Genomic DNA, 24,785 nt, shown 5'->3' with positions numbered 1-24,785 from the left:
TCAGCTCCACCCGATCACCGTCCTCGTCGGACTCAGGCGGCCATGCGGCGGCGGCGGGAGACGACGTACCCGAGCACGAACAGGCCCAGGTAGAGGCTGGCGTCGGCACCCGAGGCGGCGCTGCAGCCACCCGCGGCACCGGGCTCGCCCTTCTCGCCCTTCTCACCCTGGGGACCCTGGGGACCGGTCTCGCCGGTGTCGCCCTTGTCACCCTTGTCGCCGGTATCGCCCTTGTCGCCCTTGTCACCGGTGTCGCCCTTGTCACCGGTGTCGCCCTTGTCGCCCTTGTCGCCCTTATCGCCCTTGTCACCCTTCTCGCCGCCGGAGCCGGAGCCGCCGATGGAGAAGGCCGCGGAGGTAGCGGAGGTCAGGCCGGACGCGGAAGCCTCGAGCGTGTAGCCCGAGCCAGCCGTGCCGATGGACAGACCCGTGAAGGTGGCCACGCCGTCAACCGCGGTGACCGTCGTGGTGCCCGAGAGGGTGGCGCCCGCGGCATTGCCGAGCGTCAGCGTCACGGAAGGCGTCGCGCCGGTGATGGTGTTGCCGAAGCTGTCCTGCGCGGCCACGCTCACCGAGAACGTCGCACCCACCGCCGTGCCAGCCGGGGGAGTGGTGAGGAAGACGAGCTTGGAGACCACACCGGCCGTCACGTTGAAGCCGACGCTGGTGTCCAGACGCGTACCGCTCGCGCCCGCCACCAGGGTGTAGTTGATGCCAGCACGGTTCACCGTGAGCGCGTCGAAGGTCGCCACACCGTTCACCGCGTTCACGGTGGTGGTGCCGCCCAGGATCGCGCCGCCCACGTTGTAGCTGAGCGAGACGGACACGGCATCGCTGGACTGCGTCGCCAGGTTGCCGAACTGGTCATACAGCGAGACCTCGACCGCCGGGGAGATGACGGCGCCCGCCGCGATGTTGGAGGGCTGCTTCGTGATGGCCGAGCGGTACGGAGCCGCCGCGGTCACCGCGAAGGCGTTGCTCGTGGCGCCCGTGAGGGTGCCCGAGGTCGCCGCCAGCTTGTAGTCCGCGCTCACCTTGGTGAAGGACAGGTCGGAGAACGTGGCCACGCCGTCGATCGCCGCCACCGTGAGGGTGCCCGCGAGGCTGCCCGCGGGGCCAGCGCCCTGCGCCAGCGTGACGTTCGCCTTGGAGCTCGTCTGCACGTTGCCGTAGGTGTCCAGGATGGCCACGCGCACCGCCGGGGTCAGCGCCTGGCCCGCCACGGTCGTCGCGGGAGGCTGGGCCAGGAACGCCAGCTTGTTCGCCGTCGCCGGAGCGATGGTGAAGCTGGAGCTGGTGGCCTCGTCCAGACCGGTCACGGTCGCCTTGAGCGTGTAGCCCACGCCCGTCTTGTCGACGGTCAGACCCGTGAAGGTCGCCACACCGGCGCTCGTGGTCGCCGTGGTGGTGCCCGACAGCGTGCCGCCGCCCGGGTTGTTCGCGATCGACAGCGTGACGCTGTACGAGCCCGTCGTCACCGTCTTGCCGTCCTTGTCCTGCACCGCGACGCGCACCGTGCCGAGCGTGGCGCCCGCGGTGGCGTTGCCCGGCTGGCCCGTGAAGCCCACCTTGGTCGCCGTGGTGACCGTGGTGCTGGCGGTGCCCGTGATGGCACCGTCCGTCGCCGTGATGGACTGCGTGCCCGCCGTGCCGAAGGTCACGGACAGACCGTTCGCCACACCCGCCGCGAAGGTCGCGGAGGAGGGAGCGAAGGCCGCCGCGGCATCCGTGCTGGTGAGCGCCGCGCTACCGGAGTAGCCCGAGGCGATCTGGCCCACCGCGTCGTACGCCGTGAGCGAGAAGCCGATCGGCTTGGCGATCTGCGCCGCGGCGGGCAGACCCGTCACGACGTAGGAGACCGCGGGACCCGGGGGAGGCGTGTTCGTGGTGCAGACGGCCGCGGAGTCCGACGTGATGCGCACGTCGTCCACATAGGCGCCCTCGGCGGTGGTGATCGAGTCGGAGTAGAAGCGGAACGCGAACCACACCTTCTGGCCGTTGAGCGCGCTCAGGTTGACGGTGACCGCCTTGAGCGAACCGTTTTCACCGGTGTTCGTGGAGGTCCAGATGCGCGTCGTGGAGGAGCTCGACAGCGTGTTGTCGTAGACACCCGCGGAGATGTACGGAGCGGTCGCCGTCACGGCGTCGCCGACGTTCGTCCAGGGGCCGTTGGCGCCCGTGGTGCTGTAGACGAGCCAGGCACCGTCGTAGCGGTTCTCGAAGGCGTACCAGAGGTTGAACGACATCGTCGGCGTGCCGCCGGAGCTGGAGATGTTGAAGCCGTTGATGCTCGGGGACACGGAGCCGTCACCACCCAGGGACAGGGTCAGGTTCTGGCTGTTGGCGTAGATGCCACTGCAATCCGTGTTCGTCGCACCGAAGCGGTAGGCGTTCGTGGCCGACTGGTAGTGGCAACCCGACACGATGTTCAGCGCCGTCGTGGAGCCGGCGGTCGCGGAGGGAATCCAGTACGCCGAGGCGTTGGCCGGACGGGTCCCATCGAAGTTGTCGAAGAAGTTGGTCGCACCACCCGGGGTGACGACACCCGTGGGCGTGGCCGTGCGCTGCACGGTGTTCTTCTCCTCGAGCGTGGCCGAGCTCGTCTCCGTGGCGCGCACCACGTAGTAGTAGGGCTTGCCGTTGGTCAGGTTCAGGTCATCCGAGAACGTCAGACCCGAGATGCCCGTGGCGATGCGGTTGGCCGAGGAAGGCGTGAAGCCGCTCGTGGTGGAACGGTAGACCGAGTAGGTCAGCGAGCCGCCGCAAGACGACTGGGCCGCGGGCCACGACAGGGTCGAGGAGCAGGTGCTGACGGCGCCGTTGGCGGCCGAGGCCAGACCCGCGAACGACGGAGCATCCTTGCAGACACCCGTGGCCGTGGCGGAAGCCTCGTTGGAGTTCGGGGACTCGGCGCACAGCACGCCGCGCACCGCGTAGTAGTAGGTCCCACCGCCCGACACCTCGGTGTCCGAGTACGGAGGAGCCGTCACGGTCGCGATGCGGGTGTAGGGGCCACCGGCCACGGTGGCGCGGTAGACGGCGTAGGAGGTCGACTCGTTGGTCGTCCAGTTCAGGGTGATGTTGTTGTCACCCGCCACGGCGGCCGTCAGGCCCGTGGGAGCCGAGGGGGCGGTGTTGCAGGCGTTGTACACCACCAGCGCGAAGTCCTGATCCAGGGTCGTGCTGTTGTTGGGCACACCGTCCGAGTTGATGTTGGTGGCCGTCACCGTCACGGTGAACGGACCCGACACGCCCGCGGGCAGGTAGACGCTCTCCACGTTGTTGGAGCTGTCGGCCGTGCCACCCGTGGTGGACACGTCCTTCGTGAAGACGTTGCCCTTGTAGGTGTTGCCGCCCACCGTCACGGTGAGGTCCAGGTTGTTCTTGTAGGCCGCGCCCGTGGTCGCGCCGGGAGCGTCCGTCCACGCCAGCGTCACGCGGAAGGGCTTGGTCGAGTCGCTGATCGCACCCTCGAACACGCGCGTCTGGCCCGTGGCGGTGAGGAGGCTCGCCGCGGTCTGGTCATCCAGCTTGCGCGGAACGCCGTCGAACCCCACGCCCAGGTCCATGAGACCCATGCCCTGGCTGTTGGAGTAGAGGTTGTCGTTGGCGCCCACGCCCGTGAGGTAACGGGCCGAGTTCATCAGGTACGCCTTGGTCATCGCCGGGCTCGGCGGAGCGAAGCCCTGGTTGATGAAGTACTGGCGCACGAGGGCCGCGCCACCCGCGACCGCCGGGGTGGAGTGGCTGGTACCCGAGGAGGCCGAGTACCACTCCTGGGTGGTGGGGAAGAAGTTGCTGCCGCTCGGACCACCGCACACACCCGAGCCGTCGAAGCACGAGAGGGCCTCGCCGTTGGGCTTGGCGGGGGGCTCCGCGCGCTGGCCGGCCGTCTGGGCCACGCCGCCCGTCACGTGCGTGCCCGGCGCCACGATATCCGGCTTCTTGCGGCCGTCGGCCGTCGGCCCGCGGCCGGAGAAGCTGATGATGTCGTTGAGGTTGTCGGCGCCGGTGTCCGCGATGGCGCAGTTGTCCGCGCCGCCGAAGGGATGGACGTTCTCCGAGGCACCCACGGTGATGACGTTCTTGGCCGTACCGGGGCTGCCCACGGTGTTCGCCGCCGAACCGGAGTTACCGGCCGCGAAGGCGATGACCATTTCCTGGTTGCCCTCGGCGGGCACGGCCGAGGTGGCCGGCTGCGAGTCACGCACCAGTCCGTCGTACGCCTGAGCGTCGGTGGTGTACGAGTTGGAGCTCGAACCCCAGCTGTTGCTGCTGATGCGGATGTTGTCGCGGTAGCCACGCGAGAGCATGTTCGCGTAGTTCGGCGAGGTGAAGTAGCCCGGGTCGAAGACGACCGAGGAGCCGAGCTTCACGAAGGGCGCCACGCCCAGGCCGTAGGCATAGCCCGCCGTATCGGTGAACGGCGCGCCCGTCTTGTTGACGTAGCCGCCGACGATGTGGCTGTTGAGCGTACCGTGGCCGTCGCAACCCTGGATGGTGCTGCCCGAGTTGGGCGTGCCTTCCAGGCGGTTGAACAACACGCGGCTGGTGCCGTTGATGTCACCGGCGACGTACAGACCGAAGTGGTTGGGCGTCGGGGTGCCGTTGTCCAGACCGCTGTCCGTCACGTCCACGCCGAAGCCCGACGCGCTGAACTGCTCCTGGGTGAAGCCCTTGGAGGCCAGCCACGCGAGGTAGCCCGGACCCGACGGGCCGTTGCCCGTGGTGGCGCCGGAGATGATGCGGTTCTGGCGCTCGTCCAGCTTGACCATCTCGGCGTAGGGCTGCACGGACACGACGTCCGGGCGCTGCACGAGCTGGTAGAGCGCGTCGCGGCTGATGAACGCCTTCACGTTCACGTAGCCCAGCAGGCTCTGGGACACCCCGTCCCGCGTCTGCAGCTTGCGGATGAGGTCCATCGTCCCGGCGTTCGTCTCGGCATCCTCGACCAGCTGGATGGAGTACGCGGCCGTGACGGCCTTGTTGACGGACGGGTCCAGCTTGTAGTCCGGCAGGTACTCGCCATCCCACTGGATGACCTGCGCGGCCGACATGTGGTTCTGCAGGCGGTTCATCGCCGTCACATCGCCGTAGACCAGGTAGGCGTTGTTCGGGATGTAGGTCACCACCCGGACGCCGGTGTTCTCGAGCGCCTTGTACCACTCGGGGCGCACGGGGCCGGAGAACTGCACCAGGTGCATGCTCTTGCCCACGGCCGACTTGCGGATGCCCCGCAGAGCCTGCGCCTGCGTGGACGCGGTGTCGATCGTCCCGGCGTTGAGCAGGATGTGGTTGTAGTCATCGCGCAGCTCCACGCCCGCCTCGGCGGGAAGCGTGGTCAGCACGGACTCTTCCAGGTGCATCAGCTTGAAGGAGCCGTAGTCCGCCAGGACCTTGGCGCCATGCTTCTCCAGCTCGGCGGCCTTCTGCGCGTTGACCTGCACCTTGTGCATGACCGGGCGCGACTGCTCACCCTCTCCTCCGGACCGCGCCTGCGCCGAGGTGTCCGGCGAATTGCCGCACGCCAACGCGGTCGCGAGCCACGCTACTCCAAGCACTCTCGCGGGGATGCCGCGAGCGCGCATACCGGTCGACCGGTACGCTGATTGCTCCATGATCTTCTTGCCCCTTGCGACGGACGAGCCCCTTTTCATTCGTGGCTTCGCCCGGATGAACTCCAGCGGTGCTTGCGCCTGCTCCGGTGCTCCCGGGAAATCAAGAACCCGTAACCTGCAATCCTCCGCCGGAGCGTGCCAGATATCACGGAGTAGCAAAGACTGACAAGCACTGGACAGAATTTAGGGTTTCTTCTTCCACCGGACCTGTCTTGGTTTTCAAGAATTTCTGGCCGCTTGCCCTGGAATGGTGCAGTCAGTCCCCGCCAGAGCTGACAGTTCTTTCAAGGAAGGCAGGCATTGACTGTCTTTAGACTGGGAGTTCTGGATTCCCGGGCTTACACTCTCCTTTCAATTCCAAGGGGGCGAAATGCCCCGGAATCCTTGAACATCCCATGGGTTTCCGGAACGGTTGAAGTCCAGGCGTCGCGCCCCCCTTGCGCGTCACGAGGTGCTCCATACATGCCAGCGTCCGTGCTCATCGTCGATGATGAGAAGAACATCCTGTTGACGCTTCAGACCTCGCTTCAACTGGCGGGCTATCACGTGGAACTCGCGGCCAATGGACAAGTGGCCCTGGACGTGGTCTCCGCGCGTCCCGTGGACGCGGTGCTCATGGACGTGAAGATGCCGGACATGGATGGGCTCACCGTCCTGGCGCGCGTGATGGAACTCAAGCCCGAGCTGCCCGTCATCATGATGTCCGGCCATGGCACCATCGACACGGCGGTGAAGGCCACCCAGCTGGGGGCCCGCGACTTCCTGGAGAAGCCCATCGCGAGGGATCGGCTGCTCGTGGCGCTGCGCAACGCGCTCAAGCACCAGGCGGCCATGGAGGAGCTCCGGGCGCTGCGCGCGGAGCTCGGCCGCTACGACATGGTGGGCAGCGGCCCGGCCATGCAGCGCATCTTCTCCCTCATCCAGCGCACGGCGCCCTCCGAGGGGCGCGTGCTCATCACCGGCGAGAACGGCACGGGCAAGGAGCTCATCGCCCGGGCCCTGCACCAGCACTCGCGGCGCAAGAGCGCGCCCTTCGTGAAACTCAACTGCGCGGCGGTGCCGCATGAGCTCATCGAGAGCGAGCTGTTTGGCCACGAGAAAGGGGCGTTCACCGGAGCGGTGAGCGTGCGCCGGGGCAAGTTCGAACTCGCGCACGAGGGCACGCTCTTCCTCGACGAGATTGGTGACATGCCCCAGGCCATGCAGACCAAGCTGCTGCGCGTGCTGCAGGAGGGCGAGCTGGAGCGGGTGGGTGGCACGGAAACCCTCAAGGTCGACGTGCGCGTCATCGCCGCCACGAACAAGAACCTGGAGAAGGAGATCGAGGCGGGCCGGTTCCGGGAGGACCTCTACTACCGGGTCAACGTGGTGCAGATCCACTCGCCGCCCTTGCGCGAGCGGCGGGAGGATCTTCCCGCGCTCATCGACACATTCCTCCAGGAGGCCTGCACCCGAAACGGGCGCCGGCCCCTATCCCTGTCACCCGAAGCCCTGTCTGTCATGGCTTCCTATTCCTATCCAGGCAATGTGCGTGAGCTGCGCAATCTCGTGGAACGTCTGGCCATTCTTTGCGAGGGCCCCGTGGTCACGGGCGCGGAGGCACAGGAACTCCTGCCGCGCGCCAAGGGCACCCCACCCGCCGCCTCCTCCGAGGCGGTGGGCGCCTCCGCGATGCCTTCCGCCAGGCCGCCCCCCCTCCCGGCTCCCCTGATTCCCTCCGGCGCCGGGGCCGCCGGCGGCTTCCGCCCCCGGGTGGATCGGACCTTCCGCGAGCAGGTGGAGGACGCCGAAAGGGAGATCCTCCAACACACGCTCGCGTATACGCAGGACAACGTCACCGAGGCCGCGCGGCTGCTCGATCTGGAGCGCGGTCACTTCTATAAAAAACTCAAGGCACTCGGCATCAAGCGGGGCGAGAAGGATCAACCGCCCGCGGGAGGAGAAGGATGATGAATACACGTGGCGCCGCGCTGGGATGGACGCTCGTGCGCGTGGTGTTTGGACTCACGCTGGCCCTGGCCCATGGGCTGCCCAAGGTAATGGGAGACATGAGCCGCTTCGCCGCGGGCGTGGAGCAACTGGGCTTCCCCTACCCCCTCTTCTTCGCCTGGTGCGCGGCACTGGCGGAGTTCCTGGGGGGACTGCTCGTGGCGCTGGGACTGCTCACGCGCCCGGCGGCGCTCTTCGCGGCCTTCACCATGGGCGTGGCGCTCTACCGCCACCGGGCGGATCCCTTCGGCAACATGGAGATGTCCATCCTCTATCTCTCGGTGATGCTCTCGGCCCTGTTCACCGGCGGAGGCCCCTACAGCGTCGACGCGAAGCTGCGCCGCCGTCCCTGAAAACACGACGGCGCGGGAGACTCGAGCCTCCCGCGCCGCCAGACTCCAGGTACGCCAGGGACAACGACTACCGGGTGATGCTCAGCGCCGTGTCATCGAGGAAGAAGCTCGTCTTGAGTGAGCTGTCCTCGGTCCCCTTGAAGTACACGCGGATCGTCTGGCCCTTGTAGGCGCTCAGATCGAAGGACTTCTGCACGTAGTCCGTGGACTTGTTCAGGTTGCTGTAGGTGGCCGGCGTCGCCAGGACCGTCCCCGCGCTGTTGAGCACCTGGACGCTCAGCTTGTCGTAGGCCGTGGTGGTCGTGGTCTCCGACGTGGTGATCTTCACCCAGAAGGAGAACGTCGCGGCGCAGGCCGTGGAGGGGATGGTCACCTGCTGGTAGAGGGTGTCCGTGCTGGTGGAGCCCACGCCGTTGAGCCAGGCCTTGTAGCTGCCCGTGCGCGCCGCGCTCCCCGAGGTGGTGCCATCGACGACGCCCGAGGTCGCCGTCCAGCTCGCGGAGCCGCTCTCGAAGCCCGCGTTGAGCAGGAGCTGCTCGGTGGTGGAGCAGCTGCCCCCCGTGCCGTTGTTCACGGTGACGGACACCGAGGACGAGGTGCCCACGTTGCCCGCGGCGTCATGGGCCTTGGTGGTGAGCGAGTAGGTTCCGTTGGCCACGCCCGTGGTGTTCCAGGCGAAGCTGTAGGGCGCCGTGGTGGAGGTGCCCACCAGGCTCGTGCCCACGTAGAAGTCCACCTTCGTCACCCCCACATTGTCCGTGGCGGAGGCGGTGAGGGTGGTGGTGCCGCTCACCGTGGCGCCGCTCGCCGGCGAGGTGAGGGAGGTGGAGGGCGCCGTGGTGTCGCCGCCACCGCCGGTGCTGAACAGCGAGTAGAGCAGCAGGTTGGGCGAGCCCGTGCCCGGGCTGTTCACCTTGCTCGGCGTGGCGTTGGTGAGCAGCGCCGCCGTCACCTGGGCCGGGGTGGCCGTGGGGTTGGCCTCCAGGTAGAGCGCCGCCACGCCCGCCACGTGCGGCGAGGCCATGGACGTGCCGCTCATGGACGTGGTGGCCGTGTTGCTGGAGTACGAGGCGGAGGTGATGCTCGAGCCCGGAGCGAAGATGTCCAGACAGGTGCCGTAGTTGGAGTACGAGGCCCGCGAGTCGCTGCTGGTGGTGGCGCCCACGGTGATGGCGTTGGGCGTGCGCGCCGGCGAGTAGTTGCACGCGTTGGAGCTGTCGTTGCCCGCGGCGACGGCGACCACCACGCCCGCGGCGATGGTGCGCTCCAGGGCGTCATCCAGCGCCTGCGAGGCGTCACCGCCCAGGCTCATGTTGGCCACGGCCGGCTTGACGTGGTTGGCCGTCACCCAGTCCAGGCCCGCGATGACCTGCTCGTCCGAGCCGTAGCCCGAGCAGTCCAGCACGCGCACCGGGTGCAGCGTCACGTTCTTCGCGATGCCGTGGGTGGTGCCACCCACGGTGCCCGCCACGTGCGTGCCGTGCCCGTGGCAGTCCGCCCCGGTCCCGCCCGCGGTGATGGAGTCGAAGCCCACGCCCACGCGACCCGTGAACTGGGAGTGCGTGAGCCGCATGCCCGTGTCGATGATGTACGCGTGCACCCCGGTCCCATCGACGTTGTAGGTGTACGTGGAGTTGAGCGGCAGGGCGCGCTGATCCGTGCGATCGATGCCCCAGGTGGCACCCGTCTGGCTGCCCGAGCCCGACACCGACTTCACGCCGTTCTCCTCGATGTACGCCACGCGGGGATCCGCCAGCAGCTCGCGCACCCGCTCCTCGCTCATGCGCGCCGAGAAGCCCTTGAGCACGTGCTCATACGCGTGCAGCACCTCGCCGCCACGCGAGCGCACCATCTCCTGCGCGACGAGCGCGGGGCTGACCCGGGCCACTCCCTTCACGTCCTCCCGGAGGACGACGATGTACTCGCCCCGCACCGCGTTGGGCTTGCGCAGCAGTTGGGCCAGCTGGCCCACTTCCTTCGAGGCGATGACCTGCTCCTGCTCCTCGGGCAGGGGGCCACCGCAGGCGGACAGACCCATCACGGAGCAGGCGAACAGCATCCGATTCAGCTTCATGAACACAACCTCCAGGGACGGAGGACAGCGAGTGGGAAAAAGGGGGAAGCACGGATTTAGGCTCCTTCAGCTCAAAGCCGTCAACACCGTGACTTCCGATTTTCCACTCCCGCCGCTGGAGGCCGTGATCGCTACATGCCGGGTGCCACGTTGGACCCGATGCCCACGGCCAGTGTGGGCAGCACCCGCCACTGGCTCCATTCCGGACGCGCCCAGGTGGCCTGGGTCGACAGGCTCGCTCCCGCTCCCACGCGCAGCGGACCGGCCCGCCAGGCCACTCCCACGTGGGCGCCATAGGGCATGAGCAGCCGCGTGTGCAGGCTCCCCGTCCATACGAGGCCCCTCCCCTCCTGGGAACGCCACAACATTCCCTCGTAGGACAGGGATTGCGAGGAGATGGACGCCCCGGCGTACAACCCCACCGGCAGGGAGAACACCACCTTCACCTGCTCCAGGAAACGCAGGGCCACCATCGGCGCGTAGGCCCCGGCCAGCGGCATGTCGTAGTGGAGGAAGGTGCCGCCATCCTCACTCAGCAGATCCACCCGATCGAAACGCACGGGCGCGGCCAGGGTCAGGCTCGCGGCCACCAGCGAAAGGGTCAACGGCACGGCGCACGCTCCACGTAATCGGTGATGAGGTAGTCCAGGGGCCAGCGGCAGAACACGGACAGCTGGGACTCGGTGTTGGGTGTCCAGATGGCGGTCCTCAGCCCCGCGTCCCGCACGGACTCCAACGCGGCGCGGTCCGCCACCTGGTAGGCCACGGCGATGCCATCCGCCCCCGCGTCACGCGCGAGCTGGATGAGTTCCTGAACCCCCACCTTGCGCCGCAATTCGTTGCCGACGGCCGTCAGCGTGGAGTTGCGGTCCTTGTCGAACTCCGGCCAGATGAGGAGCGCTTCCATCGGCTGGCGGGCCTTGAAGGTCTTGAGCAAGTCCCCCCGCGTGGAGGTGATGTAGAAGCGGTTGGGCAGCGCCGCCGCGTTCCACCGGCCCAGGATCTCGTCCGCGAAGACATCCGGGCCCTCCGTGTACGCCGGGTTCTCCTTGATATCGAGGTGGAGGACCGAGTCTGGATGGCCCTTCACCCGCTCGAGCAGCTCGTCGAAGGTGAGGTACGTGTCCGCCACGCGCACCGCGTCGGGATTCGCGGGGTCTCCCAGTCCTCCACACCGGAAGTCGCGCTGCAACTCCTCCAGCGTGAAGTCCCGGATGGGCATGCGCGAGTCCAGGGGCAAGCGGCGCGGCTCGGCTTCATCCGGCCCTTGCGCGTAGGAGCACAGCACCGGATCGATCCAGGGATCGTGCGAGAGGATGGGGATGCGGTCGCGCGTGAGCACCACATCCACCTCGATGGTGGGGTAGCCCGCGCGCAGGGCGGCGGCGATGGCCGAACGGGAGTTCTCCGGGTAGTTGCCCGAACCCGAGCGGTGCGCCACGAGGCGCGGCGTGCCCGGCGCATCCAGGAAGCCACAACCCGAGGCCAGCAACACACACGCGAGAAGGCCCGCTCTTCGTGTCCACGGAAGGAGTGTCATGGGGTGCCGCGATTCGTAGCACGGGCCCTCGGCGGACACCCCTCGCTTCGGGTGAAACTCAGAGGCGGGAGGGCGTCCCTCCCATGGCGGCCCGCGTCATCTCCTCGCCCGCCGACACCTGCTTCCTGGCGGGAATGAAGGACATGGCGCGCTCGGCGAGCGCGGTGATGGTGAGCGAGGGATTGACGCCAGGATTGGCGGAGATGGCGGAACCGTCGACGACGTAGAGCCCCGGATAGCCAAAGAGGCGGTGTTGGGTGTCGATGACGCCGGTCTCGGGCGAGTTCCCCATGCAGCAGCCGCCCAGGATGTGCGCCGTGGTGGGGATGCCCAGCACCGTCTCGGAAGCCAGGGTCATGGGCAGGCCATCGAGCTTCCGGGCCACACGCCGAGCCAGGTCCGTGGCCTCGGGCATGTGCGCGGTGGGCGCGGGCCCTTCCTGGAGCCCCGTCATCAAGCCCAGGCGCCCTCCGGTGAGCACGCTCCTTCCCCGCCGCATGCGCAGGTGTCCATCCAGCGTGCGCATATAAAGGAGGATCATCGACTGCCGGGCGAAGTCCCGCTTGAACCAGGGGCGCAGGAACTTGAGGGGGTGGCGCACGAAGAGGCCCAGGACGCGCGCCAATCGGGAAAAGACCGTGGCGCCGCTCACATGCGGGGCCATCAGCATCCGGAAGAAGTTCGAGCCATCCGCGTAGCGCACCGGCTCCAGATGGGAGTGCGCATCGGTGTGGAGGATGGAGCCGATGGCGATCCCCTTGGACAAGTCCTTGTCACGAAGGCCCTTGCCCGCCACGACGCCAATCAGCGCCTCGGAGTTGGTGCGCACGCCATCGCCCAGCCGCTCCGAGAGACGGGGTAATCCTTCCGGGGAGGCCTTGAGCTTGAGCAGCAGCTCCACCGAGCCCAACACGCCTCCCGCGAAGACGACCTGGCGCGCGGTGAAGCGGCGCTCACGGCGCGAGACGCGAGACGTGCCCTCGAGCGCTGCCACCTCATAACCCCCCTCGGGAAGGGGCCGTACCCAGGTGACCTCGGTGTCCGCGTGCAGCGAGAGGCCACGCTTCTCGGCCAGGTAGAGGTAGTTCTTGTCGAGCGAGTTCTTCGCGTTGAACCGGCAGCCCGTCATGCAGCCGCCGCAGGCATTGCACCCGGTGCGCTCGGGGCCCTCGCCCTGGAAGTACGGGTCCGGCACCGTCACGCCGGGCTGGCCGAAATAGACGGCGACCGTGGAGGGCTGGAAGTTCTCGCGGCCCAGCTCCTTGCCCACCTGCTGGATGATGTCGTCCGGCAGCGTCCGCAGCGGATTCACCGTGGCCCCGAGCATCCGGCGCGCGGTGTCGTAGTGTGGCGCCAGTTCCTTCTTCCAGTCCGCCAGCGCCGTCCAGGAGGGCGCCTGGAAGAAGTCATCCGTGGGCTGGGGCAACGTGTTGGCGTACACCAGCGAGCCGCCCCCTACCCCCACGCCCGAGAGCACCGTGATGTGGCGGAAGAGGGTCATCTTGAAGAAGCCCCGCCAGCCGAGCCACGGCATCCACAGCCACTTCTTCAGGCCCCAGTTCGTCTTGGGAAAGTCCTTGCCCTCCAGCCGCCGGCCCTTCTCCAGCAACACCACCCGGTAGCCCTTCTCCGTCAAGCGCAGGGCGCTCACGCTTCCGCCAAAACCCGAGCCGATGATGAGCCAGTCGCAATCGAAATCCACGGAGACCTCCGCCAATGAAGGGCTCCTCTCAGCGTATCGGGTCCGACCTCATGGCGCTTTCCTTCGTTCCGCCCCGAAGGGTGGACAGTTTTTCACGGGCGGTCTCCCGGCGCTTCGCCCGGACCTTGCCCGCGATCTGGAGCAGCAACCGATCCCGCACCCACCGCTCGCGCGTCGGGGCGTCCGTGCTCGCCCAGAGCGGCGCCAGGGCCTCGATGCGGCCACGCACCAGCTCGATCGCCCCGCCCAGGGCCAGGTGCGTCTCCGGTGCCGCCGCATCCGCCTGGGCGAGCCCTCGCAGCATCACTCCCAGGGCGAGCAACCCCTCCCGCGCGTCGTCCGGCCAGGGAGAACGCCTCGCCACCTGGAGCAACCAGCCCAGCACCGCCGCGAACACGTGGCAGTCCTCCACCGTGCGGAACGGTTTGACGAAGCGCTCGTAGCCGTCTCCGGAAAGGACCTCGCCAGGCTCCACCGCCACGGCATCCATGTGCAGTTCGGCGTGGGGCAGCTCCGGAACGAAGGGCGGTGGCGGCAAATCCCGCAGCGTGACGCCCGCGCGTCGTGAATCCAGCCGCACCAGCCGCAGCCGGTTGCGGCCCCGCTCGTCCTGCCCCTCGGTGGCCACCACCAGCAGCTCATCCGCCGCTCGGCCCAGGGTGACGAAGGTCTTCGTCCCATCCAGGCGCCAGGGACCGCCACTCGGACCCGTGAGCCGCGTGTTCATCGCGGAGGGATGGCCTCCCTCGGCCTCGGTGGCGCACAGGGCGTAGCGGTGCTCTCGCGGCAGGCTCGGCAACAGGGCCCTCAACGCCGAGTGGTAGCCCGAGGCGAACGCATAGGCCATCCGATCCGCGGCGAACCCGCCGGCGAACGCCACGTCCACCGGCGAGGAAAAGCGCACGGCCAGCGCCAGGTGTTGCTTCCACCAGTCCTCGACGGAGTCGAGCACGGCCGGTTGAGGAGATTGCGTGAGCAGGAAGCGCAGGAGCTCGTCCATGGCGGGCGACTCTACCCGATGCCAAAGCGCCACCCAGGCGTCACCCATCCGCCACATGACATTCCTACCCTCCACGGGACCATGATTTCGTTCCGCATCCCAGGGATGGCCCTGACGGGCCTGCTGTTCTCACTCGCCGCGCCCAGCGCCGACGCCGCCCAGAGCCGGACTTCGCTCGTGGTGGATGAACTCACCGCGTTCAATGCGTCCATCCCCCCCGCCCTCCGCTCCGAGAAGTACACGCGGATGAAGGAGTCGGCCTTCGCCTTCTTCCGGGGCAGCAACCACCTGTACTGGAAGGATCTCGGCGCCTCACCGTTGCTGGCCTCCTACGGAGGCACCCGCTCCACGCGCACCTGGCTCGGCGGCGACATGCACGTCGACAACACCGGCGCGTTCGATGACGACGAGGGAGACATCGTCTTCGGACTCAATGACTTCGACGAAGCGGTGATCGGCGACTACCAGCTCGATGTGTGGCGCATGGCCACCAGTCTGCTGCTCGCGGCGCGCGAGCAGGGCTCGTTCGGCACCGCCGACCAGGAGGTCCTCCTGGACGCCTTCTCCGAGGCCTACCTCGACACGATGGACGGCTACGCCGGCAACAGCGGAGAAACCTCGAGGAAGTTCCGCGCGAGCAACACCTACGGCCTGCTCAATGACTTCCTCGATGACGTGAGCGCGGACAACAACCGCGTGAAGCTGCTCGACAAGTGGACGGTCAAACTCCAGGGCGTCCGCCAGTTCAGCTTCGCGTCCTCGGAGGCCGCCCCCGTGCCGGAGTCGGTGAACGCGGACATCCGCGCGCGGATGAGTGCCTATCGGGCCACGCTCAGCGGCGGGGCCTCGTGGCCGTCCGGCTATTTCACGGTGAAGGGCGTGATGCAGCGGCTGGGCGCGGGCCTGGGCTCGACCGGGGCGACCCGGTACTACGTGCTCATCGAGGGCGCCTCCTCGTCCCAGGAGGATGATCGCATCCTCGAGTGGAAGGCCCAGCGCGCACCGAGTGCATGGCCCTACGTCGGCGCCGAGCAGGTGGCCCAGACGAACGCCACCTGCGGCGGCGACATGGCCGCCCGCGTCGTGACGGCGCACAAGGCGCTCGGCTACCGCGTGGATGATCACCTGGGCTGGGTGACGCTGGCGGAAGGTCTGCCCTACAGCGTGCGCGAGCTGTCCCCCTGGAAGGACTCCTTTCCCAGGGAGGACCTCACCACGCTGACGCGCTTCACGAACCTGGCCGAGCAATGGGGACAGGTGCTCGCCACCCATCACGCCCGTGCCGACAAGGACTGGAACCCGACGGTCTTCCCGGGCTCGCTCGACAGTGAGATCCACGCGCGCACGGACAAGGATCACGCGGGCTTCCGGGCCCGGGTGCGCGCCATCGCCACCGACTACGCCCAGCAGGTGAAGCTCGACTACGACAGCTTCCGCTCGCGTTTTTGAAGTCCTCGTCCTGCCCGACGCGGAGGTCTTCGAAGCCGTCAGGCCTTGAATTCGGCCCACACCGGCGCGTGGTCCGACGGCTGCTTGCCCTTGCGCGCCTCGCGATCCACGTCCGCCGCCACCAACCGTTGGGTGAGCGGCGCCGACGTCAGCACGTGATCGATGCGCACGCCCTGGTTCTTCTGGAACTGCAGCATCCGGTAGTCCCACCAACTGAACTTCTTCACGTCCGGGTGCATGGCGCGGAACGTGTCCGTCAGCCCGAAGTCGCACAGGGTCTTCCAGGCCGCCCGCTCCTTCAAGGTGAAGAGCGTCTGCCCTTCCCAGACGGCGACGTCCCAGACGTCGATGGGCTCGGGCGCCACGTTCCAGTCTCCGCAGAGCGCCAGCGGCTCGCCCGGCTTGTGCCGCGCGTCCAGGTAGCGCCGCAGTCGGGCATAGAACTCCAGCTTGTACTTGTACGCGTCCGACTCCACCTCCTGCCCGTTGGGCGCGTACACGCTGATCACCCGAACTCCGTCCACCGTCGCGGAAATCACCCGCGCGTGCGTGTCATCCACCCCGTCCGACAAGCCCACGACCACGTCGGTGGGCTCCGTCTTCGCCAGGATGGCCACGCCGTTGTACGTCTTCTGCCCATGCACCGCGGCGTGGTAGCCCGCCGCCAGGATGGCCTCCCGGGGAAAATCGGCATCCACGCACTTGAGTTCCTGCAGGCACACCACGTCGGGTTGAGCGCTCTTCAACCAGTCCACGAGCCTGTCCAGGCGGGCGCGGACCGAGTTCACGTTCCAGGCGGCGATCTTCATCCCGCCCAACGTCGCACGTCACCTGTGGGCCCCGCCAGGATTTTTCCCCACAAGAGCAGCCGCGTTTCGCGGTGTGGCTCCCACGCCACACTCCCAGGGGCCCGGAAGCGGGCGGGCGTCCTCTCCCATCCGCACGCACCCGACTGTTCTAGAGGAGGAGCCGTGCTGGCACGGCCATCGCAATGAAGGGTTCCCGACAAGGAGCCACACCCCATGAGGACGTCCGTTCTGTTCGCCAGCATCATGACGCTCTGCCTCGTCGCCTGTGAGGCGGGTTCGCTGCGACGAAGCCAGGCCCGGCCGGAGCCCTCTTCCCACCGCCTCAGCACCCCGGTTCCCAACGCCGAGGAGGCCCCCAGGCTCGCCCTCCAGGAGGATGGGCTTCCCGCCCCGGCGCGGGACGCGTTCTCGCTCGCCGAGGACCTGGCGCCCGCCGAGCCCTCGGATGCCCTCTCGCTCACCCACGAGCCGCATCTGTCGCCGGTGGACCACCTGGGCCGTGCCCGCGCCCTGCGCGCGGAAGGTGACCTCTCAGGTGCCCTCACCGAGGCCCGGCGCGCCGTGCACGACGCGGGCGAGGATCTGGACGCGCGCGAGACGGCGCTCGATCACCTCATCCCCCTGGCGCTCCAGAGCGGCCAGAAGTGGCTCGCCGCGGATGCCTACACGGAGCTCGCGAACCTCTTCCCGGATGGCGCCGAGCCCCTGGTGCAAAAGGCCCGCATCCTCCTGGAGGTGGGTGACACCGAGGGCTCCCTGCGGGCCGCCGAGGCCGCGCTCCTGCTCGACCCCGAATACCCCGAGGTGTACCAGGTGCTCGGCCGGGGACACCTCGCCGCCGGGGAGCTCACCGAGGCCATCATCCGCTTCAAGCAGGCGGTCCACCTGGACCCGTACCACGGGTATGCCCTCAACAACCTGGGCCTGGCCTTGTTGCTCTCGGGGAAGAACGAGTCGGCGGCGGAAGCGCTCGCCCAGGCCGCCTACCTGCTGCCCCATGAGGGCTTCATCCACAACAACCTGGGGCTCGCCTACGAGCGCCTGGGGCGCTACGAGGAGGCCACCATGGCCTTCGACACCGCCACGCGCCTGTCCCCGAAAAACGCCCGGGCCCGCCTCAACAAGGCACGGCTCGCCCGCCAACTCCACGCCTCCGCCGACGTCCAGGCGCTCCTGGGTGCCGAGGCGCCGCTCGACGCCGCCCGTTAGGCCCATTCCGGATCCCGCTCCGGCGGTCTAACGTCGGCTCCTCCTCGCCACACCCCTCGCACCATGACGACTCCCTCTTCCCCCTCCTCGATTCCCTCGGCGCCCGCGCCCCGTCCCGGTACGGGAAGCCGGCTGTGGCGCTGGACGAAGCGGCTCCTCCTCGTGGCCGCCGTGGGAGTCGTGCTGGTCGTGCTCGGCTGCGTGGGCGCCTACTTCCATTTCAGCAAGGATCTGCCCTCGGTGGAGGCCCTGCGCACCTACCAGCTCTCCCAGGTGACCAAGGTGCGGTGCGCGGACGGCTCGGTGTGCGCCGAGTACTTCATGCCCCAGGGACGGCGCACCGTGGTGCGGATGGAGGATCTGCCGCCCCATGTCCGCAACGCCTTCCTCGCCGCCGAGGACGCCGACTTCTACAAGCACGAGGGCCTGGACTTCTTCGGCATCGTGCGCGCGGGCGTGAAGAACCTCATCCCGGGCAGCCGCAAGTCGGGCGCGTCCACGCTCACGCAGCAGGTGGTGAAGAACATGCTGCTCACGCCCGAGCGCAGCCTGAACCGCAAGATTCGCGAGTGGATCCTCACCCCGCGCGTGGAGCAGGCGCTCACCAAGGATGAGATCCTCAGCCTCTACATCAATCAGGTCTATTACGGGCAGGGGCGCAGCGGCATCGAGGAGGCGGCGCTCTACTACTTCGGCAAGCACGCGGCGGACCTGAGCCTGGGCGAGGCGGCGGTGCTGGCGGGCACGGTGCAGTCGCCCAACCGCATCAACCCGGAGAAGAACATCGTCAAGGCCAAGCAGCGCCAGCGCTACGTGCTGGGGCAGATGGCGGGCCAGGGCTTCGCGCCCAAGGCGGAGGTGGACAAGGAGCTGGAGAAGCCCATCGTGCTCGCCCCCCGGCCGCCCGCAGAGCCGGGCGCCTACTACGCCGAGGAGATTCGCCGCACGCTCGTGGCCCGCTATGGCGAGGAGGCCGTGCTCACCGGCGGTCTGCGCGTGGACATCGCCATGGATCCCAAGCTCCAGGCCCTGGCGGATGATTCGGTGCGCAAGGGACTGGAGGCGGTGGACCGGCGCCAGGGGTACCGGGGGCCCGTGGGCACGATGGAGCCCGCGCGCTTCGAACGGCTCAAGCCGCTGATCGCCCGGCAGATCGAGGAGGCCGGCCGGCGGCAGAAGGAAGGCAGCTCCGTGGCGGATCTCGCCTCGCTCGCGGTCAACGAGGAGCCGCCCAAGAAGGACGAGGGCGCCCCCGTGGAGACCCCCGTGGCCGAGCAGGAGGAGGACGCCACGCTGTCACCCGACGAGAAGCTCGCGCACGAGGTGGTGCTCGCGCCGCTCAAGGACGACCTGCGCGTGACGGGCTACGTCACCCAGGTGGATGACGCCGGGAAGAAGGCGCGCGTGGACCTGGTGAGCCGCACGGCGGAGATTCCCTTCGCCTCCGTCACCTGGGCCCGCCTCAAGGGCAAGGGCGCGCCCACGAAGATGTCGGACGTGATGAAGGTGGGCGACCTGGTGCGCGTGCGCATCCAGCACGTGATGCCCGCCCCCGCGTTGCTCGACGCCACGTTGGATCAGGTGCCGCTCGTGCAGGGAGGCCTCGTCGTCATCGACCCGAAGGACCGCCATGTCGTGGCGCTCGTGGGCGGCTATGACTTCGAGCGCTCGCCCTACAACCGCGCCACCCAGGCCCGGCGCCAGCCCGGCTCGTCCTTCAAGCCCTTCATCTATGGGGCCGCGCTCGGCAGCGGGCGCTTCACCCCCATCAGCACGGTGAATGACGCCCCCGAGGCCATCCGCGACCCCTACACCGGCAAGACGTGGAAGCCGCAGAACTTCGATCGCTCCTTCGAGGGCCCCATGACGATGCGCACCGCGCTCACCAAGTCCAAGAACACGGTGTCCGTGCGCCTCATCGAGGCCATCACCCCCGCCACCGCCATCGACTTCGCGCGCCGCGCGGGCATCCGCTCGCCCCTGCCGGAGAACCTCACGCTGGCGCTGGGCACGGGCGAGGTGAGCATCCTGGAGGCCGCCAACGCCTACGCCACGCTCCAGGCCAACGGCCGCTACGCCGAGCCCCTGATGCTGCTCAAGGTGACGGACACGAGCGGCAAGGTGGTGGAGGAGCACCAGCCCGCCTTCGAGGAGACCCTGCCCCCGGCGGTGGCGTATCTCACCACGTCGCTCATGCGCAGCGTGGTGGAGGAGGGCACGGCCCGCGCGGTGACCACCCTCAACCGCCCCGCCGCCGGCAAGACGGGCACCGCCAACGAGAGCCGCGACACGTGGTTCTCCGGCTACACGGCGGACTGGGTCGCCAGCGCCTGGGTGGGTTTCGATGACCACTCGCCCCTGGGCAGCTCCGAGACGGGCGGCCGGGCCCCCCTGCCCGTGTGGCTGGAGTTCATGCGCGCCGCCCACCAGGGCCTGCCCGCGCGCGACTTCGACATGCCCCCGGGCGTGGTGCAGGTGCGCATCGATCCCGCCACCGGCCTGCTCGCGGGCAACTCCGTCCCCGGCCGGCTCGAGGCCTTCCTCGAGGGCACCCAGCCCACCGCCGAGGCGCCGCCTCCCGGCCATGTCAGCGAGAGCGACTTCTTCCTCCAGGAAGGAAGCCGGGGGCTGTGAGCCGCGCCCTCGCCGCCTCGCTGCTCCTCCTCGCGCTCTCCGCCCCGGCCGCTCCCGACACCGCGCTCGAGCGGCTCGCCGACGCCGTGGCCACGGACGTGAGGGCGGCCCGACCCGAGGCCCCCGTCGCCCTGTTCCTCTCCGGGAGCGCCCCCGAGCTGCGGCGGGCCTTCGAGACCCTGCTCGCCTCGCGTCTGGCGTCCGCCGGACTCGCCCCCGTCGTGCTGGAAGCCCCGTCGGCCGAGGCCTCCGAAGCACTCGCCCGGGAGAAAGGCGCGCGCGCCTTGGTGCGGCTCACGCTCGGGGTGGACGCCGGAAAGGTGAATGCGCGGGGAGATGTCGTGGGGACCTGGGTCAACTTCTGGTCCGGCCGCACGCCCACGCGCCCCCCCGCCCCCGCCGCCGCGCTCGCCCGGAGCGTGGAGGCGGATGCCGCGAGCCTCGCGCTCGCCGCGGTGACCCCGCCGCCCCCACCCTTGCCTCCGTCCTCCGCCGAGCCGAGGCCCTTGCGGCTGGTGGGCGCCCCGCTCACGCACCTGCCCACGCCGCCCGCCGCGCTCGCCACGGGAGATCTCACGGGGGATGGTCTGGATGAGGTGGTGGTGCTCACCGAGCACGCCGTGCATGTCTTCGCCGCGAACGGGCACCTGCTCGCCGAGCGCTCCCTGGACGTGCTCCCGCCGAACACCACCCCCACCCGGGAGCCCTTCGGCGCGGTGGCCGTCCTCGCCGGACCGCCCCGCATCGCCGCGTTCTCCACCCGCTTCGCGCATGGCGAGGTGCTCGTGCTGGAGAATGGCGCCCTGCGCTTCGCAACCCGCATGGAGGCCGTGCCCTTGGACGCGGAGGCGCGCGGTGCCTTCGTCCCGGGACAGACGGCCTTCGCGCCCGAGGTGCGGCTCGGCCCCGGAGAGCAGCGGCTCGCGGGCACGCCCGCCCGCTTCACCACCTTCAGCGCCGCCCTCTCGCGCGTCCTCCTCGTCCAGCCAGACGGAATGGGCGCCTTCTACCCCCGGCCCTCGGCGGCGCCCATCGCCCTGTCCGGCCTCGGCGCGGGCAGCGCGCTCGGAGACCTGGACGGGGATGGGTCGCCAGAACTGATCACCACCTCACCCGAGCTCCAGCCCTCCCCGGACATGCTCCGCGTCTTCAAGACGGGAGAAAGTGCCTCCACCACCCAGGAGCCCTTGTGGCAGGGAGCCCTGCCTCCGGGCCGCGCGCTGCAAGTGGTCACGGCCCGGCTGGACAACAGTCCCTACCGGGCGGTGGTGGTGGGCCTCACGAAGCCCGACGGCACCGGCGAACTCTTCCTCCTGCGCCAGGGTGCGCCATGACGCTTCGCCCCTCCCTCCTCGCCAGCCTCGTGATGCTCACGGCCCTCGGAGCCCAGGCCGCTGGACGGATTCCCTATGGCGGTGAGCTGCGCGTCGCCCACTCCGGCCCCACGGAACTCCCCGAACCGTCCCTCGCCGATTCGCCCCTGGAAGCCACCCTGCACGGACTCGTGTCGCAACCCCTCTGCCAGGGGATGCCCCAGGGGCATGCCGGGCCCGCGCTCGCCCACGGGCCTTCACGACCCTCGCCCCAGGTGGTGCGCTGGAGCCTGCCCGCGCCCGCGCAAGCCCAGGCCCTCGTGCGCGCCTGGGCCCGGCTCACCGGCTCCGAAGCGCCCTCGCCCTACCGCGCCCTGCTCTTTCCCTTGATGGGTGAAGGCCGGCAACTCTCCGCCTCCGGGGACACCCTGGAGCTGACGCTCGCCTTCCCGTGGCCGGACCTCGAACGCGCCCTGTGCCACCCCGCCCTCGCGCCCCCCCGCTCGGCGCCCGCCGCGCTCGGACCTTTCTCTCCCTCGGGGACCCATACCGTGGACGCGCGGCTCGCCTGGCCACCCGGGCGGCCCTACGTGGACCGCCTGCGGCTCCAACCCACCGATGAGCGGGGCCTGTCGCGGCTGTGGTCCACGCAAGGAACCCAGGTGGCGCTCGGCGTGGCTCCGGATCCAGGCAGCGGCACCGGCGCGGCGCTCTACGCCACCTACCTGGCCTGGTCACCCCGGAAGGTGCCCGCGGACTTCCGCCAGGCGGTGGAACGCGCCCTCGACCGGGAAGACCTGACGCGCCTCTTCGTTCGAGGGCCCGCCGTCCCCATGCCGCACCTGTTGCCGCCCGAGCTCATGCCCCAGGCGCCGAGTCCTCGCCCTCCGCCGCCACCCGAGTCACGGGCGGGCCGCAAGGTGACGCTCCTCTACGACACGGAGAACGAGGACCAGCACGCGGTAGCCGAGCGCATCCAGGTGAAGCTGCACGACCTGGGCTACACCGTGGCCCTGACGCCCCTGCCCCGCGCCGGACTGCGCGCGCGCTGGGCGAGCGGGGACTATGAAGTGATGCTCCACTCGCTGCTCCTACCCCCGGTGCCGGGACCCGCCCTGGCGGTGGTGCTGGACGCAGCGGGACGCAAGGATCTGCTCGGCGTGGAGCTGCCCCGCATCGGTGCTCTCCCGGAGCCCACGGCGAGGGATGCACGCGTGCGCGAACGGGCCCTGGCGCTCGGCCCGACCCTGCCGCTGCTGCCGCTCTACGCCCAGGGACTGGCGCTGCGCGCGGCGCCAGAGGTCGGTGGACTGAGCTTCGATGCCCAGGGATTGCCGCGGCTGGACGGCGTGTGGCTGCAACCCGGAGCGGTGGGCGGCTCGGGGGCCCGGAGATGAGACTGAGGACGAGGCTCGCCCTCGCCTTCGCCCTGCTCGCGCTGGTGCCGCTGGCGGTGATGGTGCCCTTCACCCTGACGCGGCTGCGCGCCACGCTCTCGCGCGGACTGGACGCCCGCATGGAGAGCGCCACCGCCTCGGGGCAGGAAGCGATTGATCGCACCGCGGCCACGGCGCGCCGGGCGGTGGAGGAGTTGGTGGAGAGCCCCGCCCTGGAGGATCTGGCGCGCGAGTCCCGCGAGTCTCCCTCCCGAGCCATCCGCGCGGACACGGCGAGGCCGTTGATGAAGAGCCGGGGCCTCACGGTGCTGGCGCTCTTCGATCGCAAGGGGACGACGCTGTCCTCGGGGCACCTGCCCGCGCGCCGGGGAGATCCGGATCCGGTGCTCTTCGCGGTGACGAAGGAGAAGTCCCCCCAACCCGTGCCAGTGAAGGTGTCGGTGCGCGACAACCAGGGACTGCGCGAGGTGCCCGCGCTCGTGACGGCGCGACCGGTGGACTACGGAGACTCGCGGCTGTGGGTGGTGGGAGGCGTGTTGCTGGATCAAGGACTCGCGGCGCACCTGGCGAGGCTGACCCAGGCCGAGGTGGCGATCCTCTCCGGCAAGACGGAAGTGGCGAGGGCGGGGGCGGTGCTGGCGCCCACGGTGGCGAGGGTGCTGCCACTGGGCGAGGGCGTCACGGTGCGGCTCGTGTTCAGCCGCGCGGCCGAGCGCGAGGCGACGCTCGGAGTGCTGCGCTCCTTCCTGCTGCTCGCGGGACTGGGACTGGGATTCGCGGTGCTGCTCGGGCTGCTGATGGCCCGCCGCATCACCCAGCCGGTGGAGGCCCTGACGGAGGGCGTGCGGCGCGTGGGCCAGGGGGAGATGGACGAGCAGGTGCGGGTGGACACCACGGGCGAGGTGGGCGAGCTCGTGAAGACGTTCAACCGGATGACGACGGAGCTGCGCTCGACGACGGAGCGGCTGGTGGCGAGCGAGCGCGTGGCGGCGTGGCAGGAAGTGGCGAGGCGGCTGGCGCATGAAATCAAGAACCCGCTGACGCCCATCCGCATGTCGATCGAGACACTGGTGGCGGTGCAGGACGCGGGGGACGCGCGCTTCCCCGCCATTTTCAAGCAGAGCGCGGGAGTCATCCTGGAAGAGGTGGACCGGCTGCGGAGAATCGTGGACGAGTTCAGCCAGTTCGCGCGCCTGCCCAAGCCACAGTTGGAGCCGGTGGACCTGGGGGAGTTGGCGAAGAGCGTGCTGTCGCTCTACGCGACGCCGCCCGAGGGAATTGAGGTGCGCTCGGACGTGCAGGCGGGCGTGGTGGCGAAGGCGGACCGGGACCAGTTGACGCAGGTGCTGGTGAACCTGGTGAAGAACGCCGAGGAGGCGATGGCCCAGGGAGGCGGCACCGTGCACGTGCGCGTGCGAGGCACGGAGCGGGAGGCCCAGGTGGAGGTCCAGGACAGCGGCCCGGGGATTCCGCCCGAGCACCGCGCCCGCATCTTCGAGCCCTACTTCACGACGAAGGAAGGCGGCACGGGCCTGGGACTGGCCATCGCGGCGCGCATCCTCCAGGAGCATGGAGGCAAGCTGGACGTCGGCAGCGAACCGGGCCAGGGCGCGTGCTTCACGCTGTCACTGCCCCGCGCGCATTGAGCTCTCCTGACCATCGCGGCATAACTTCGTATGGCTCAGCAACCAGTGCGAC

The 24,785-nt window shown here is 69.3% G+C and carries 15 protein-coding genes; 8 read left to right on the top strand and 7 right to left on the bottom strand.

Going from position 1 to position 24,785, the window contains the following annotated elements; all coding sequences use genetic code 11:
- Positions 1-32: 32 nt before the first annotated feature.
- On the bottom strand, positions 33-5,456 hold the full coding sequence (locus MEBOL_RS43790; RefSeq protein ID WP_170115605.1) for a S8 family serine peptidase: 5,424 nt from the start codon (positions 5,454-5,456) through the stop codon (positions 33-35).
- Positions 5,457-6,080: 624 nt separating this feature from the next.
- Here MEBOL_RS43790 and MEBOL_RS28035 point away from each other — a divergent pair.
- Together MEBOL_RS28035 and MEBOL_RS28030 are read left to right on the top strand one after the other, a co-directional pair.
- Positions 6,081-7,568 (top strand): sigma-54-dependent transcriptional regulator, encoded by a 1,488-nt coding sequence (locus MEBOL_RS28035; RefSeq protein WP_095980323.1) that lies wholly within the window; start codon positions 6,081-6,083, stop codon positions 7,566-7,568.
- The gene (locus tag MEBOL_RS28030; protein WP_095980322.1) at positions 7,565-7,960 is read left to right on the top strand and encodes a DoxX family protein; all 396 of its coding nucleotides are present in this window, start codon (positions 7,565-7,567) and stop codon (positions 7,958-7,960) included. The genes MEBOL_RS28035 and MEBOL_RS28030 overlap by 4 nt, the downstream gene beginning before the upstream one ends.
- Before the next feature lie 67 nt (positions 7,961-8,027).
- Here MEBOL_RS28030 and MEBOL_RS28025 read toward each other — a convergent pair whose 3' ends face one another.
- From MEBOL_RS28025 to MEBOL_RS28005, 5 genes are all read right to left on the bottom strand, one after another.
- Positions 8,028-10,034, bottom strand: coding sequence for a S8 family serine peptidase (locus MEBOL_RS28025; RefSeq protein WP_095983052.1), 2,007 nt, complete (start codon positions 10,032-10,034; stop codon positions 8,028-8,030).
- Positions 10,035-10,165: 131 nt separating this feature from the next.
- The gene (locus MEBOL_RS28020; protein WP_095980321.1) at positions 10,166-10,645 is read right to left on the bottom strand and encodes a hypothetical protein; all 480 of its coding nucleotides are present in this window, start codon (positions 10,643-10,645) and stop codon (positions 10,166-10,168) included.
- Positions 10,636-11,574 carry a glycerophosphodiester phosphodiesterase gene (locus tag MEBOL_RS28015; protein WP_095980320.1) on the bottom strand — a complete coding sequence of 313 codons (939 nt, stop codon included), beginning with the start codon at positions 11,572-11,574 and terminating at the stop codon, positions 10,636-10,638. Before MEBOL_RS28015 ends, MEBOL_RS28020 begins: the two co-directional genes overlap by 10 nt.
- Before the next feature lie 58 nt (positions 11,575-11,632).
- Positions 11,633-13,276 carry a GMC oxidoreductase gene (locus MEBOL_RS28010; protein ID WP_095983051.1) on the bottom strand — a complete coding sequence of 548 codons (1,644 nt, stop codon included), beginning with the start codon at positions 13,274-13,276 and terminating at the stop codon, positions 11,633-11,635.
- 28 nt (positions 13,277-13,304) lie between these two features.
- Positions 13,305-14,276: an acyl-CoA dehydrogenase family protein gene (locus tag MEBOL_RS28005; RefSeq protein WP_095980319.1), complete on the bottom strand. Its 972-nt coding sequence runs from the start codon at positions 14,274-14,276 to the stop codon at positions 13,305-13,307.
- Positions 14,277-14,357: 81 nt separating this feature from the next.
- On the opposite strand from MEBOL_RS28005, the gene MEBOL_RS28000 reads away from it, so the two are divergent.
- Positions 14,358-15,725: a DUF2252 domain-containing protein gene (locus MEBOL_RS28000; RefSeq protein ID WP_157775545.1), complete on the top strand. Its 1,368-nt coding sequence runs from the start codon at positions 14,358-14,360 to the stop codon at positions 15,723-15,725.
- A gap of 38 nt (positions 15,726-15,763) precedes the next feature.
- Here MEBOL_RS28000 and MEBOL_RS27995 read toward each other — a convergent pair whose 3' ends face one another.
- A complete protein-coding gene (locus MEBOL_RS27995; RefSeq protein WP_095980317.1) occupies positions 15,764-16,534 on the bottom strand; it encodes an exodeoxyribonuclease III in 771 nt (256 codons plus the stop codon).
- Positions 16,535-16,747: 213 nt separating this feature from the next.
- Here MEBOL_RS27995 and MEBOL_RS27990 point away from each other — a divergent pair, with 213 nt between their 5' ends.
- The 5 genes from MEBOL_RS27990 to MEBOL_RS27970 all read left to right on the top strand — a co-directional run bounded on the left by MEBOL_RS27990 (position 16,748) and on the right by MEBOL_RS27970 (position 24,733).
- Positions 16,748-17,743, top strand: a complete 996-nt coding sequence (locus MEBOL_RS27990) for a tetratricopeptide repeat protein (RefSeq protein WP_095980316.1) — start codon at positions 16,748-16,750, stop codon at positions 17,741-17,743.
- Positions 17,744-17,806: 63 nt separating this feature from the next.
- Entirely contained in the window at positions 17,807-20,377 is a 2,571-nt protein-coding gene (locus tag MEBOL_RS27985) for a penicillin-binding protein 1A (RefSeq protein ID WP_179956311.1), read from the top strand.
- A complete protein-coding gene (locus MEBOL_RS27980; RefSeq protein ID WP_095980315.1) occupies positions 20,374-21,711 on the top strand; it encodes a hypothetical protein in 1,338 nt (445 codons plus the stop codon). The genes MEBOL_RS27985 and MEBOL_RS27980 overlap by 4 nt, the downstream gene beginning before the upstream one ends.
- Positions 21,708-23,087, top strand: coding sequence for a periplasmic substrate-binding domain-containing protein (locus MEBOL_RS27975; protein ID WP_095980314.1), 1,380 nt, complete (start codon positions 21,708-21,710; stop codon positions 23,085-23,087). Before MEBOL_RS27980 ends, MEBOL_RS27975 begins: the two co-directional genes overlap by 4 nt.
- A complete protein-coding gene (locus tag MEBOL_RS27970) occupies positions 23,084-24,733 on the top strand; it encodes a sensor histidine kinase (protein WP_095980313.1) in 1,650 nt (549 codons plus the stop codon). The genes MEBOL_RS27975 and MEBOL_RS27970 overlap by 4 nt, the downstream gene beginning before the upstream one ends.
- Positions 24,734-24,785 lie beyond the last annotated feature (52 nt).

The sequence above is a fragment of the Melittangium boletus DSM 14713 genome (assembly GCF_002305855.1).
GTDB classification, from domain to species: Bacteria; Myxococcota; Myxococcia; order Myxococcales; family Myxococcaceae; genus Cystobacter; species Cystobacter boletus.
The sequence above is the reverse complement of the archived record's forward strand: the minus strand, read 5'-3'. Positions and strand labels throughout refer to the sequence as shown.